At 48.3% G+C, this 13,293-nt stretch carries 13 protein-coding genes and 1 tRNA gene; 9 read left to right on the top strand and 5 right to left on the bottom strand.

Annotation, left to right across the window (positions count from 1 at the left end; all coding sequences use genetic code 11):
• Nucleotides 1-7 precede the first annotated feature (7 nt).
• The gene (locus LACSTY_RS08485) at nucleotides 8-394 is read right to left on the bottom strand and encodes a hypothetical protein (RefSeq protein ID WP_047107557.1); all 387 of its coding nucleotides are present in this window, start codon (nucleotides 392-394) and stop codon (nucleotides 8-10) included.
• Nucleotides 395-561: 167 nt separating this feature from the next.
• Between LACSTY_RS08485 and LACSTY_RS08480 the strand changes: the two genes are divergently transcribed.
• The 3 genes from LACSTY_RS08480 to argR all read left to right on the top strand — a co-directional run bounded on the left by LACSTY_RS08480 (nucleotide 562) and on the right by argR (nucleotide 3,039).
• Nucleotides 562-632: transfer RNA gene (locus LACSTY_RS08480), tRNA-Gly, on the top strand.
• A 219-nt stretch (nucleotides 633-851) separates the two neighbouring features.
• On the top strand, nucleotides 852-2,534 hold the full coding sequence (gene argS, locus LACSTY_RS08475) for an arginine--tRNA ligase (protein ID WP_087912313.1): 1,683 nt from the start codon (nucleotides 852-854) through the stop codon (nucleotides 2,532-2,534).
• Nucleotides 2,535-2,583: 49 nt separating this feature from the next.
• Nucleotides 2,584-3,039 carry an arginine repressor gene (argR, locus tag LACSTY_RS08470; RefSeq protein ID WP_087912312.1) on the top strand — a complete coding sequence of 152 codons (456 nt, stop codon included), beginning with the start codon at nucleotides 2,584-2,586 and terminating at the stop codon, nucleotides 3,037-3,039.
• Between the two features lie 445 nt (nucleotides 3,040-3,484).
• On the opposite strand, the gene LACSTY_RS08465 is transcribed toward argR, so the two are convergent.
• Nucleotides 3,485-4,315: an RluA family pseudouridine synthase gene (locus LACSTY_RS08465; RefSeq protein ID WP_087912311.1), complete on the bottom strand. Its 831-nt coding sequence runs from the start codon at nucleotides 4,313-4,315 to the stop codon at nucleotides 3,485-3,487.
• Between the two features lie 111 nt (nucleotides 4,316-4,426).
• On the opposite strand from LACSTY_RS08465, the gene LACSTY_RS08460 reads away from it, so the two are divergent.
• The 3 genes from LACSTY_RS08460 (at nucleotide 4,427) to LACSTY_RS08450 (ending at nucleotide 7,999) form a co-directional block, all read left to right on the top strand.
• A complete protein-coding gene (locus tag LACSTY_RS08460; protein WP_087912310.1) occupies nucleotides 4,427-6,469 on the top strand; it encodes a PBP1A family penicillin-binding protein in 2,043 nt (680 codons plus the stop codon).
• A 22-nt stretch (nucleotides 6,470-6,491) separates the two neighbouring features.
• On the top strand, nucleotides 6,492-6,839 hold the full coding sequence (locus tag LACSTY_RS08455; RefSeq protein WP_010487847.1) for a YlbF family regulator: 348 nt from the start codon (nucleotides 6,492-6,494) through the stop codon (nucleotides 6,837-6,839).
• A 191-nt stretch (nucleotides 6,840-7,030) separates the two neighbouring features.
• Nucleotides 7,031-7,999: a 3'-5' exoribonuclease YhaM family protein gene (locus LACSTY_RS08450; protein ID WP_087912309.1), complete on the top strand. Its 969-nt coding sequence runs from the start codon at nucleotides 7,031-7,033 to the stop codon at nucleotides 7,997-7,999.
• A 94-nt stretch (nucleotides 8,000-8,093) separates the two neighbouring features.
• Here the strand turns inward: LACSTY_RS08450 and LACSTY_RS08445 are convergent, their stop codons facing one another.
• The 3 genes from LACSTY_RS08445 to LACSTY_RS08435 all read right to left on the bottom strand — a co-directional run bounded on the left by LACSTY_RS08445 (nucleotide 8,094) and on the right by LACSTY_RS08435 (nucleotide 9,937).
• Entirely contained in the window at nucleotides 8,094-8,999 is a 906-nt protein-coding gene (locus tag LACSTY_RS08445; RefSeq protein ID WP_010487850.1) for a peptidylprolyl isomerase PrsA, read from the bottom strand.
• A 147-nt stretch (nucleotides 9,000-9,146) separates the two neighbouring features.
• Entirely contained in the window at nucleotides 9,147-9,506 is a 360-nt protein-coding gene (locus LACSTY_RS08440) for a YtxH domain-containing protein (RefSeq protein ID WP_025013350.1), read from the bottom strand.
• Nucleotides 9,503-9,937: an HIT family protein gene (locus tag LACSTY_RS08435; protein ID WP_010487852.1), complete on the bottom strand. Its 435-nt coding sequence runs from the start codon at nucleotides 9,935-9,937 to the stop codon at nucleotides 9,503-9,505. The genes LACSTY_RS08440 and LACSTY_RS08435 overlap by 4 nt, the downstream gene beginning before the upstream one ends.
• A 97-nt stretch (nucleotides 9,938-10,034) precedes the next feature.
• On the opposite strand from LACSTY_RS08435, the gene LACSTY_RS08430 reads away from it, so the two are divergent.
• The 3 genes from LACSTY_RS08430 to LACSTY_RS08420 all read left to right on the top strand — a co-directional run bounded on the left by LACSTY_RS08430 (nucleotide 10,035) and on the right by LACSTY_RS08420 (nucleotide 12,960).
• The gene (locus LACSTY_RS08430) at nucleotides 10,035-10,766 is read left to right on the top strand and encodes an ABC transporter ATP-binding protein (protein ID WP_087912308.1); all 732 of its coding nucleotides are present in this window, start codon (nucleotides 10,035-10,037) and stop codon (nucleotides 10,764-10,766) included.
• Entirely contained in the window at nucleotides 10,763-11,977 is a 1,215-nt protein-coding gene (locus LACSTY_RS08425; protein WP_087912307.1) for an ABC transporter permease, read from the top strand. Before LACSTY_RS08430 ends, LACSTY_RS08425 begins: the two co-directional genes overlap by 4 nt.
• A gap of 209 nt (nucleotides 11,978-12,186) precedes the next feature.
• Nucleotides 12,187-12,960, top strand: coding sequence for a phosphotransferase family protein (locus tag LACSTY_RS08420; RefSeq protein ID WP_087912306.1), 774 nt, complete (start codon nucleotides 12,187-12,189; stop codon nucleotides 12,958-12,960).
• The last annotated feature ends 333 nt before the right edge of the window (nucleotides 12,961-13,293 follow it).

Genomic DNA, 13,293 nt, shown 5'->3' with positions numbered 1-13,293 from the left:
CAGTACCCTACAAAGCAACATTGTCATTTGGCGTTACCAAGCCTGCAAGTTTGGCGGCTTTTTGCCGAATATCGTCTGGCGGCGTTTGCGGTAAGGTAAAGTGTGTCTCCATTTTGTGGGGATCAAAGTCTGGCGTGACGCTCACTAACGAGTAGAAAACGTTACTTGAAACAGTATCCGGAATATCTGACAGTGTATAGGCGCGGATCTCGGCTTCTTTTTTTGGCAGATGGCTTAAGAAATCAGCCAAGACCCGATATGAATAATAAACGGTTTCTTCATACGTTGTCCCGACTGCCTCAGCATTAGGGATATTAGGAAAACTGATGCGATAACCAGTTTTGGTTTTCTCGTTGCGCGCCACGAAATAATAGTGACGTCCCGTTTTTGCCATCTCAACCACTCCTCTTCTTTCCTATTATTATAGCACGGTGAGAAAGATTAACAACAAAATTACGCGTACTCATTTTTAAGATGTTTTCTCATTGAAATCATAGAAAAAAAGACCGATTGCGGCTTTGCAAATGCGCATCGCCGTGATACACTTATATGCGTTGATTTGCGGTCGTAGTTTAGTGGTAAAACTCCAGCTTCCCAAGCTGGTGTCGCGAGTTCGATTCTCGTCGACCGCTGTATAGGTCCGAAGAGAAAGAGGATGTCAGGTCAATCGGCGTTTTGACAGTGAGATCGGCTAGTGCAAACGATCACGTCAGACCAGGCGGCGCGCTTTTGAGGATCAGTGTTTTGAGTGGACATATGTCAAGTAGAGTGGTACCGCGGGCAAAGGCTCGTCTCTTCGATAAGGGAGAGATGGGTCTTTTTTCGTGGCATCATCATTTTAGGAGGAACTTATGGATTTTAAAGAACTTGTTGTCAATGCCCTTAAATCAGCCTTGGCGGGTCAACTGGATGAAGCGAAGATTGCCGCGTTAGTTGAAACGCCTAAATCGTCTGACTTAGGTGATTATGCTTTTCCAACTTTCTCATTAGCCAAAATCCTGCATCGCGCACCCAAAATGATTGCCAGCGATTTGGTGGAAAAAATCGATGCGGCGCCATTTGAACAGGTTAAAGCGGTTGGCGGTTATGTGAACTTTTATTTGGACAAGATTAGTTTTGCCCACGAAGTCCTGAAAGCCATTGCGCAGGAAGGCGAGCATTACGGCGATGCAGAGTTGGGCAAAGGCAATGTCCCGATCGATATGAGCAGCCCTAATATTGCCAAGCCAATGTCAATGGGCCATCTGCGTTCGACGGTTATCGGCAATGCGCTGGCCAATATTTTGGCAAAAGTCGGATACAGTCCAATTAAAATCAATCACCTTGGCGACTGGGGCACCCAATTCGGTAAGTTAATCGTGGCCTATAAAAAATGGGGCTCCGAAGATGCGGTCAAAGCCGATCCGATCAAAAACCTGCTTCACTATTATGTGCAGTTTCATGAGAAAGCCGAAAAGGACCCCGAATTGGAAGGAGAAGCACGGGCATGGTTCAAACGCCTTGAAGATGGCGATGACGAAGCACTCACGCTATGGCGCTGGTTCCGGACCGTGTCACTGGCTGAATTCAACCGCATTTACAAGATCCTCGGCGTAGATTTTGATTCTTACAACGGGGAAGCTTTTTACAACGACAAAATGGACAGTGTGGTTAAAACGCTTGAGGACAAACATCTGCTCAAAACCAGTCAAGGTGCTGAAATTGTCGATTTAAGCAAGTACAACCTTAATCCGGCGCTGATCAAGAAGTCCGATGGCGCTACGCTTTATATGACGCGTGACCTTGCTGCGGCAATTTTCCGCAAGAATCATTATCACTTTGTCCAAAGCCTGTATGTGGTTGGTAATGAACAGCGCGAGCATTTCCAGCAGTTGAAAGCAGTTTTGCTGGAGATGGGTTATGAATGGGCCAATGATATTCATCATATTCCGTTTGGTTTGATTACGGCGAATGGCAAGAAACTGTCAACCCGCCGTGGCAACATTATTTTGCTGGAAAAAGTTTTAAACGATGCGGTTGATCTAGCCAAGCAGCAAATTGCCGAAAAGCACCCGGATTTGCCGAATGCGCAAAAGGTAGCCCATGAAGTGGGTGTCGGGGCGGTTATTTTCCACGACCTGAAAAATGAACGTTTGGACAACTTTGATTTCAATTTGGAAGAAGTGGTTCGGTTTGAAGGCGAAACCGGTCCTTATGTCCAATATACCAATGCCCGGGCGCACAGCATTTTGCGGAAAGCAGACATTGCACCTGCGCCGGAAGTTGCCTTGAGCGATCCGGCTGCATGGGATGTTTTGCGGGCATTAGGCGACTTCCCAGCCATTGTTGCGCGTGCTGCCAAGGAGTATGAACCTTCCGTGATTGCCAAGTATGCTTTGCGTTTGGCCAAGGCGTTCAATCAGTATTATGCCAACGTCAAGGTCCTGGTTGAAGACAGTGAATTGCCGGCCCGGCTCGCGATGGTGAAGGCGACCACGCAGGTTTTGGAGAATGCCTTGAATTTACTCGGCGTGGCCGCACCGGAAGAGATGTAGTCCGTCAGATCATCGCGACTAGCGACAGCGTCATGGTGGAGGTATTGGGATGAACAAGAATGAACGGCAGGCAGCGTTGGCGCGGATCATCAATCAAAAGCCAATCGCCACCCAAGAAGAGCTTCTGGCGGCTTTAAAAGCGGCTGGTATTGATGCCACACAGGCAACGATTTCCCGCGATATTCGCGAAATGAAAATCGTGAAGGCACAAGATGCAACAGGAACGCTGCGGTATACGATTTTTCGTGGCTCGGCGGAATCACAACTCGAGCGTCTAGGCCGTTCGATCCGTGAAGTCGGCTTGTCAATCACCCGGGTTCAATTTATGAATGTCATCAAAACACTGCCGAGTAACGGTAACCTGCTGGCTGCCATCATCGACGATATCGATTTCGATCAGGTCGTCGGCACCATCGCCGGTCATGATACCATCGTGGTCATCAGTCCCGATGAAGAGCAGGCGAAGTGGTTTGAAGAAGCATATCGGCATGCTTTTGATCGGTGATGGCGGTGTTGTTTGGTTGAGGCGTGACGAGTTGACAAAAGACGTGGCTGAGCCATAACTAATGACGACAATACAGAAGCGAACATACTTTCCAATGCTGATTTGAGTATGTCCGCTTTTTGTTTTCCCAGGAGAATTTGCTAGGATTATTAAGATATCAGTGCCAAAGCGGAGCAATCGTAGGCCAGATGGGGCTCAGTGGTGAGATTGTACTAGCCGGGCGGTCTTCCCGGCGTAGTACAAGGCCGAGCTTAGAGACTCTGCCGGTTTTGCAGAGGCTCTAAGTCGTGCCCACCACGTTCCAGACCCAGCTGGCCGGAGATTGTGGAGTTTGGCACGACTCGGAACTTATTACCTGAGCTTTTTTGATTGTTAAGAATTCACTAATCTATGAACGCTCTTGCAAAATTATGGCTCGGCCTCGTCTTTCTATGCGACCGATCACCTAAAATGGCACCGGACTAGTGACGGTGAGTTGTTCGTCACTAAGCGGCTTTGTAAGGCGAACGCGATAGGCGTGCAGGCGCATTCGCGGTTCATCACTTGGCAATGCGTATAATGGATCACCGATGATTGGATAGCCGATGCTGGCGAGATGGACGCGGATCTGGTGAGTGCGGCCGGTTTCCAGGCGAAGCAGAACGGTGGCAGTCGTCGCCGTTTCCGCAATTCGTTGGTAATGAGTGACAGCCGGCGCACCGTCAGGCCGAATCATCCGCTTGCGTTTGTCTTGCGGATCATGGCCGATTGGTGCGTCAATACGGCCTTCTTTGGGGATGCCGCGCTGAACCACCGCAAGATAGTCGCGGTGCATGGTTTTGGTCGCCAGCTGCCGATTAATGATGGCTTGTGCCAGGGGATTTTTGGCAATGACTAAAAGTCCGCTAGTTGCCATATCGAGCCGGTGCGTGATTAGCGCCGGCTGTGGGGCCAAATACGCTGCAGCCTGATTCATCAAGGTGCCGGTTTCTCCCGGCTGATTCGGATGGGTTTTCATGCCTGCAGGTTTGTCGACAATGAGTAAGTTGTCATCTTCATAGCGGATATCGAGATGGGGCGTTTCCGGCACATAGGCCAGGCGAATCGGTTCGTCGTAAGTCATGGCGATACGGTCACCGGTGGCCACTGGCTCGTTAAAATGCCGATAATGCCCATTTACCTGGATCGATCGAGCAACGCGCATCTGATGTTGCCGTTTGCGGGGAATCAACCAGGATTGAAGCTGATCACGCAGACTCGCATGCGTTTTAGCAATGGCGATGGTTTGAAATAACAAGAGTTTTCCTCGTTTCCTTTGACCATAAAGTTTGCTTAAAAACCTGAAGCCGGGATTTAGGTAGCGCCTGGCTATGCTACAATAAATAAGATTCACAATAGGAGGGCAGGCATGGAATTTTTATCACGTGTCTGGCAGGGCATTCGGTGGTTCTTCCGCCGGTTTCAGGTGATTCGTTGGCTGATTTTAATCGGACTAACGGTCATTTTGGTGTTCTCTGCCTGGTTTACTTATAAAGCCAAAACCGCTGATGTTCAAAATATTAAAAGTACCTTGCAAACCAAAACGGTCATTTATGATGATAACAATGAAGAAGCAGGGACATTGTATGGCCAAAAAGGGACCTATGTTGAGTTAAAAGACATTAGTAAGCAGGTTCAAAATGCGGTGATCTCAACGGAAGATCGAACTTTTTATACCAATGGCGGGTTTTCGATTAAGGGGATTCTGCGGTCTGCATTCAATTATGTTATCCACCACGGTCAGATTATGGGTGGTGGCAGTACGATCACCCAGCAACTCGCCAAGAATACGTTATTGACACAGAAACAGACGATCATGCGTAAGGCGCAGGAATTGTTCATGGCCATTCAGCTGAATAAAGTTTACTCCAAGCAGGATATCCTTGCCATGTATCTCAACAATGCGTATTTTGGCAATGGTGTTTGGGGCGTGCAGGATGCGGCGAAACGGTATTTTGGCAAAAATGCCAGTCAATTGGATGCCAGTGAAGGGGCCATTTTAGCAGGGATGCTGCGGAATCCCAGTTACTACAATCCTGCTGACCATAAAGACAACGCCATTTCGCGACGCAACGTTGTTTTGCAACTGATGGCCGACAACCATAAGTTAACCCAGGCTCAGGCCAATGCGGCTAAAGCCCAGTCGGTGCAGGTTGTCGATGCCTTTTCAACGGCTAATGCGCAGAAATACCCGTCTTATTTCGACTCGGTTATTGAAGAAGCGCGGAGTGAAGGTATTAGTGTTGATGACATTTTGAACAAAGGTTATAAGATTTACACGAACTTAGATCAAACGTATCAGCAGAACCTGCAAACCAGTTTTGAGCAGAACTGGGCATTCCCGGCCGATGCTGCGGATGGTAAACAGGTTCAGGGTGCCTCCATCATCTTGGATCCCAAAACCGGTGGTGTGCGCGCAGTCGTGGGCAATCGCGGTGAGCATACCTTCTTAGGGTTTAATTATGCCACCCAGTTGCGCAATTCACCCGGTTCGACGATTAAGCCGCTGATGGTTTACACGCCGGCACTGGAAAATGGCTACCATTACGATTCGATTCTGAAAGACGAAAAGCTTAGTTATGGTAAAAATCAATATACGCCGACCAATGCTACGGGAACCTATCTGGGTACCGTGCCAATGTATAAAGCGCTGGCGGATTCGATTAATGCGCCGGCGGTATGGTTGTTAAACAAGATCGGCGTTCAAAAAGGGGTTTCCAGTCTTGATCGTTTCGGCATTCAACTCAAATCAAGCGACCAGAACCTAGCAGCGGCACTTGGCGGTTTGAAAAATGGGGTGTCCCCGCTCATGTTAGCGCGGGCGTATGCGGCGTTTGCCAACGGCGGTAAGCTGCCGACGACCCATTTTATCCGCAAAATTGTCGACGCGACGGGCCAGACGGTGGTCGATAATTCGAACCCGCCAAGCCGGCAGATCATCTCCAAAAAAGTGGCGCAGGAAATGACCAGCATGATGATTGGCACGTTCAACGAAGGCACCGGATCGACGGCCAAACCATCCGGCTACACCATTGCCGGGAAAACCGGCAGTACCGAAGTGCCAAGCAGTTGGGGCTATGGTACAAAAGACCAGTGGGTTGTCGGATATACACCGGATATCGTCAATGCGACCTGGATCGGTTATCCGACAACCGACAGTCAGCATTTCCTGCAGGGCACAAGCACTTCTGGCGTAGCACCGTTGTTCAAGCTTGAAATGTCCAAATTAATGCCCAATACCCCGCAAACCGCCTTTGATACCAAGGATGCGGCACAAATGGCAAGTATTCAGACACCAGAAAAAAATGACGATATTTGGCAAGGAATTCAAGATGGTATCGATAAAGGCATAGACAGTGCCAAGCAAACTGTGGGAAAATGGTATGATAATATCAAGGGCTGGTTCAAATAGGCTCAAAAAAGTGAGGTAAAGTATGGCAAACGTTTACGACACCGCTAATCAGATGGCGGAAGATATCAAGACCACTCAGGAATTTCAGGATCTCAAGAAGGCATTTGACTTGTTGAAGTTGGACACCGTTGCTTACGGCTTGTTCCAACAGTTTCAGCAAAAGCAATACGAGATGCAGCAAAAGTCAATGCAGGGACAGGATTTCACGGATGAAGAAGTGAAATCGCTGCAGGCACTTGGCGACAAGATGCGCGACATCCAACCGATCCAAAACCTGATGGCCAAGGAACAAGGCCTGTCACAGATGATGGACGAACTGAATAAGATTATTTCCCAGCCAATTATTGATGTTTATCAAAGCAAACCTTAATCAGTTAACTGGGTCAGTGTAGGTGCTGAATCCGTTTAGGAACCTGCACTGGAAAAAGTTCCGGAGAGCGTTCTCTCTGGGGCTTTTTTATTTTGGCAACAAGTGACGAACAATTGAGACCTTCCTTGTACTTTAGGACTGACATCGGTATGATTTAGTTAGCTTGTATAGTAAAGGAAAAGGTGACAACCGTGGCAAAACGGCTTTTTGATTACCATAATGAAGAAGATGTACGGCTTCCCGTGCTGATTAAATCGGCTGAAGTTCGCGTAGCCAAGAATGGCAAAAAATTTATTGCGATGATTTTCCAGGATAACTCCGGCCATATTTCCGGGAAGTTCTGGGATGCCACCGCTAATGATATTGCCCAGTTTAAAGCGGGTGAGGTGGTTCGGCTATCCGGGAAACGTGAACTATACCAAGGTAATCCGCAAATCAAGATTTATTCAATGCGCCTTGCAACACAGGAGGAGGGCAACGATCCCAAGAATTTTGTCGAGCGGGCACCGGAAGCGCCTAATGCCATGGAAGAAGAGCTGAATAGCTTTATTTTTGAGATCACCAACGCCAACTGGAATCGCATCGTCCGTAAGTTGATTAACGATCACAAAAAGGCGTTCTTCAGTTATCCGGCTGCCAAGTCGAATCACCATGCGTTTGCTGGCGGGCTGGCGTTTCACACGCTGAGTATCTTGCGGTTGGCCAAAAGTGTCACCGCTCAGTATTCGAGTCTAAATAAAAGTCTGCTATACGCCGGGGCCATTTTGCATGACTTAGGAAAAACCATCGAATTAAGCGGATCGATTTCGACCGATTACACAGTACCCGGGAATTTAATCGGGCACATTGTCTTGATTGACGAGCAAATTGTGCTGGCTGCCCATCAGCTTAAAATCGACATCAATGGGGAAGATATGTTGCTGTTGCGGCATGTGGTTTTGGCCCATCACGGATTGCTTGAATATGGCTCACCGGTTCGCCCGCAGTTATTAGAGGCGCAAGTGCTGCATGAGCTGGATGAGATGGATGCCTCTATCAATATGATGACCACCGCTTACCAGCATGTTGATCCGGGGACGTTTACCGAACGACTTTTTGGCATGGATAATCGCCGCTTTTATCGGCCGACGAACGGTCAGACATTTCCGGATCCGCATTGATGCCATTAAGTAAAATGGACTTTCAAAAATAAAAGATACACAAAAAGGCTCGCGCCACGGCGCGAGCCTTTTGCTATCTTGCTTGGTCCTGTTTTTAGTTGGAAGTGCTTGAACTGCTTGAGCCGCTGCTCAGGTAGCTTGAAAGAACGTCTTTAAGGTCGTTATCCTTAATTGAAACGTTAGCCTTCTTCAAGACTTTGGTAATAACACCGTTCATCACGGTCTGATCACTCTGCCATGAAGTGTAAATCTGATTTTCCAGATCCTTCTTGTGTTCCTTCATGGTACCTTTCTTGCCGATGGAAATGGCACGAATGACATGGTACCCATATTGGGTCTTAACCGGTGTTGTCGTGATATCGCCAGGCTTTTTGAGCTTGAAGGCAGCTGTCTTGAAGGTTGAATCCAAGCTGGTATCCGTGTTATCGAAGGCAGTTAACTTACCACCTTTATTCTTGGTACCTGTATCGATAGAGTTCTTCTTAGCCAAAGCCTCGAAGTTCTTTTCGGTTGGATCCTTTTGGTAATCGGAAATGATTTGCTTAGCTTCATCTTCGGTCTTAACCAAGATATGCTGTACCTGAATCTTGGGTTGGTACTTCTTCCACTGGGCTTCAATTTGCTTCGTGGTTGGCTTCTTCATGTCCTTTAAAGCAACTTCGGAATACAACGTTGTCCGGATTTGATCTTTGAAGCTTGATTCGGTGTAGCCGTTTTGTTCAAGCGTTGAATCAAATGAAGAACCATATTGCTTCTTCAGCTTGTTGAACTGGCTGTTGACCTTTTTGTCTGACACCTTGTTCGGGTATTGTTGTTCTAACGCCTTTAAAACGATCATGTTACGTAAGGTCGCTTGACCGGTGGTGGTCTTCTTCATGGCGTTATAATACTCATCTTTGGTGATCTTGGCACCCTTCATATTTGCAACAGTGCCGCTTGAACAGCCTGCTAAGGTCACTGCTACAAACAAGCCAACAACGCCGAGAATCCATTTTTTCATGCAATCACACATCCTAATCTAAAAAGTTTCTGTTTAACACTGCCGTCTACTATACCATAACTTATCGCCATACGCCGATCTTCACATAACTTTCAATAATCCGTCACGGCTTGGCGACAACTGCTTACGCCATTTTCAATGTTTGGGTTAAGGTTTTGCTGTAGACGTCGGTGCTTTGGTGCCAAGATCGCTGACTGCCTCATTGATCTTGTCGAGATGTTCCTGGATCGCGTCCGTGCGCGGTGCCGTTTCGAATTCGAAAGTTTCGACGCTGTTGGTAATGTCTTTCATGGCTGGCTTGAGCGTTTGATCAACTTCAGCGGACAAGTTCGTTAGCGTCTCACTGAGGTGGTTGATGCTTTGGCGAACTTGGGTGACGCCATTTGCAACGCCGTTAAAATAAGCAGCAATCTCCTGTTGCCGTTGCGGACCGGTTTTTTTGGCCGTTAATATTCCATAAATTGTACCGGCAACCGCGCCTAATAAAAAGCCGTGACGAAATTTCATGCTTGTGCCTCCAGCTGGTTGCGAATTTTGGCGGCAACGGCCTCAAGCTTGGCATTATCGTACTGAGCGCTGTGATCGCCGAAATGCATACCGAAGTCGTCTTGATCGCTGTAGCGCGGGATCAAGTGGATATGTGAATGAAAGACGCTTTGATAAGCAACTTTGCCGTTATTGTTCAAAATGTTCATGCCTTTGATCGCCGGATTGCTTGCCTTAATCGCCCGGGCAATTTTAGGCACCCGTTCAAAAACTGCGGCGGCCAGGTCGGTATCATAGGCAAAAATATCGGGAACGTGTTTCTTAGGTACGATTAACGTATGGCCCGGCGTAACCTGCGTGATATCCAAAAACGCCTTCACGACATCGTCTTCATAAACCGGAACGTTGGGAATCTCATTGCGAACAATTTTACAAAAAATGCAATCAATCATGTCCTTGCCTCATTTCTGCTTACGCTTTTGTTAATAGAAACCTTGATTTCATGCTATCATATCCCTAACTGAAATTATACAGATAGGGACTGGTAAGATGACTTTAACAATTGATGGACTCACTGGCGGTTACGGCAATTTAACGATTCTCAAAGATGTCAGCTTCTCGGTACCTTCAGGCAAAATTGTCGGGTTGATCGGCCTCAACGGAGCAGGCAAATCGACAACCATTAAACATATTATCGGTTTACTGACGCCACAAGCCGGCACGATTGACTTAGATGGCAAAACGCTCAAAACCGATCCGACCGGGTTTCGCGCAAGCCTAGCTTATGTCCCCGAAACCCCGGTGCTTTATCCCGAGTTGACGCTGCGCGAACATCTTGACATGACGATCATGGCTTACGACCTCGATGAAGACGAAGCTTGGCGCGAAGCCGATACAATGCTAGAACGGTTCCGCCTTGACAACAAACTGGACTGGTTCCCGGCTAAATTTTCAAAAGGTATGCAGCAAAAGGTGATGATAGTGGCGGCGTTTATGACGCATGCCCAACTATTCATCATCGACGAACCGTTTACCGGTCTTGATCCGCTGGCCATTCATGATCTTTTGGACATCGTCACGGCTAAAAAGCAGCAAGGGGCATCGGTGCTCATGTCAACGCATATCCTGGCAACCGCCCAGCAGTATGCTGACGAGTTTGTGTTGATCAAATCCGGAAAAGTGCGGGCGACCGGCGACATGGCCTCCCTGAAGCAACAATTCGGTTTGCAGGACGGCAGCCTGGATGATATTTACATGAAGATGACGGAGGAAAAAGCATGATCAAGTTGTGGCGAACCCGTCTCCGTCAACATGTGCAAGAACAGCAAAAATATTTGCGGTTGGTGTTTAACGATCATTTCGTTTTGATTTTGCTGATTTTGTTTGGCGGTGCGCTTTATGCATATAGTCAAATTGTTAAAACCTTGCAACCTTCTGGATGGCTTGCTTTAGGACTGGCTCTGATTTTCACCGGCTTTCTGAGCCTTGGTCAGCTGGCCACGCTTGCGGAAGCACCGGATCAAATTTTCTTGTTGCCAAAAGCCGAAGCCTTTAAAGCTTATTTGTTGAAGGCACGCCATTATAGCATGATCCTACCTGGCGTCTTGTTGACGTTTACGAGTTTAGCGATGTGGCCGTTATTTGCGCAGCTTGGTCAGGATCCGGCAAGCGGAACGATGGCATTGCTCGTGTCCTTGTGGTTGTTTAAAGATCTTGATTTGTGGTTGCAGTTTTTACAGCGGTACCACCTGCCGAATCGTTGGCATCACCAGCGGCTTATACTGCTTAGCATTGCGTTCATCGCCTTGTTTGGCGGATTTTACCTTCATCCTGCCATGACGCTTTTGGTGGCGTTAATCTTGGATCTTGTTTTTAGATGGCAGTTAAAATCGGTGCTTGACCAAGGACAATTGAATTTTTCCGCTTTAATTAGCTTGGAAGAGGCACGAATGGGGCGGCTGTATCGGTTTTACAATCTCTTTACCGATGTGCCTGGCTTAGCCAACAGTGTCCATCGACGCCGATATCTGGATGGATTGTTGAAACTGGTCAAGCCCCAGCAGGCAACGACATGGCTATTCCTGTATTTGCGTGGCTTTTTGCGCGGCGGCGAATACCTTGGTTTGTATGTGCGTTTACTCGTCATTGGTGCCGTGATCGTGGCCGTTTTGTCACCGTGGTGGCTGGTGCTGGGCTTTGCCATCTTGTTTCTTTACATGGTCGGGTTCCAACTGTTACCGTTTTATTATCAGTATGATGATATTGTCTTTGTGCATTTGTATCCCGTGGCGCCTGAGCAGAAGCCGGCTGCGTTTGAGCAGCTGTTAACGGTTTTGCTGTTGATTGAAGTACTGACATTTACGCTTGTGACACTTGTTCGGCTGCAATGGTTGGCAGCCGGGTCAATCTTCATCGGCGGAGGACTTTTCGTCTGGGCATTTACCCGCTGGTATGCGCGCATGCGGTTAAAACAGCATCACGTCATGATTTAATCCTGGTTGGCTGACAGCTCTAAGTCAAATCAAAAACGTTCGGTGGAAAATGAAAAGCCTGCGTATTTCGTCAGGTCAGCTGCAATTGGCAGTTAGTCTTGACGGGTAAATCGCAACTTAGTAATATGAAACGTGGACGCACGAGCGCCTGGGAGTGTCTTTTTGATGACTAGAACCATTCCTGCGGCCAGATATAAGGAGTAGTGCCTATGGAGTTTGAATTAGATGCCGGGTGGTCCCTGCAGCCTGCAGGCGGTTCCACCGGAAGTGCGTTTCTTGGGGTTTATGCGAATCAAAAATATTTCCTTAAACGTAACGCGTCACCATTTCTTGCGGCACTTTCAGTTGAACACATCACCCCGCGGTTGCTATGGACGCGCCGGGTCAGTACCGGCGATGTGTTAACCGCACAAGAATGGTTAGACGGCGAAACGTTGACCCGCGAGCAAATGATGCAGCCGGTCGTCGCCAGCATGTTAGCAAAGGTGCACCACTCAAGTTTATTAAAGCGAATGCTTCGCCAAGTTGGCGGTCAGGTTTTGGATCCTGATCAGTTACGCCAATCGTTGTTGCAAAACTTTCCCGAAAATCTCGCGGCCCAACCGCGAGTGGAGCAGGCACTGGCGGAGATCCAACGCTGGGTGCCGCGGGTGACCGTGCAAAGTGTCTGCCACGGCGACCTGAATCACAAAAATTGGCTGCGAGCAAACGGCCGCCTGTATTTAGTTGATTGGGAGCAAGTGGCGCTGGGCGATCCGGCTTATGATCTTGCCGATGTCATGGCGCATTATGGTAACCACGACACGTGGCCGGCGTTCCTAACAGCTTATGGGGCAAACGTGGATGATCATTTGCAACATCGGCTTTATTGGTACAGTGACCTGCACTTATTAAGCGATATGAAGACCGCTGCGTTACATCAGCGATCGGATGAAGTGGCAAAAGCCCTGCGCCAGTTCGAAGTACTGCAATCCACACATTGAAGTGGTGCAACAAGTAGCAAATCAAAAGGCCTGTGGCAAAATGGCTTTGTCGCGGGTCTTTTGATTTGTTGAGCGTGAGCCGGCGCGGTTAGAAGCCGGAGCATAAGTGGCCTTGAACCTGAATGGCTGGTCTTTGGCCATTCAGGTTCAAGGTCCTTATGTGCAGGCTTCTGCGCCGGCGAACGCGTTATGGAGAGCTGAGCGTGAGCCAGTCCGGTTAGAAACCGGAGTGTAAGTGGCCTTGGGCGTGATGGCCGGGCTTTGGCCATTGCGACCAAGGTCCTTACACGCAGGTTTCTGGGCTAGCGAACGCGTTACGGCAGCCACCAGCCC

Source organism: Lacticaseibacillus styriensis (genome assembly GCF_030770295.1).
GTDB classification, from domain to species: domain Bacteria; phylum Bacillota; class Bacilli; order Lactobacillales; family Lactobacillaceae; genus Lacticaseibacillus; species Lacticaseibacillus casei.
The sequence above is the reverse complement of the archived record's forward strand: the minus strand, read 5'-3'. Positions and strand labels throughout refer to the sequence as shown.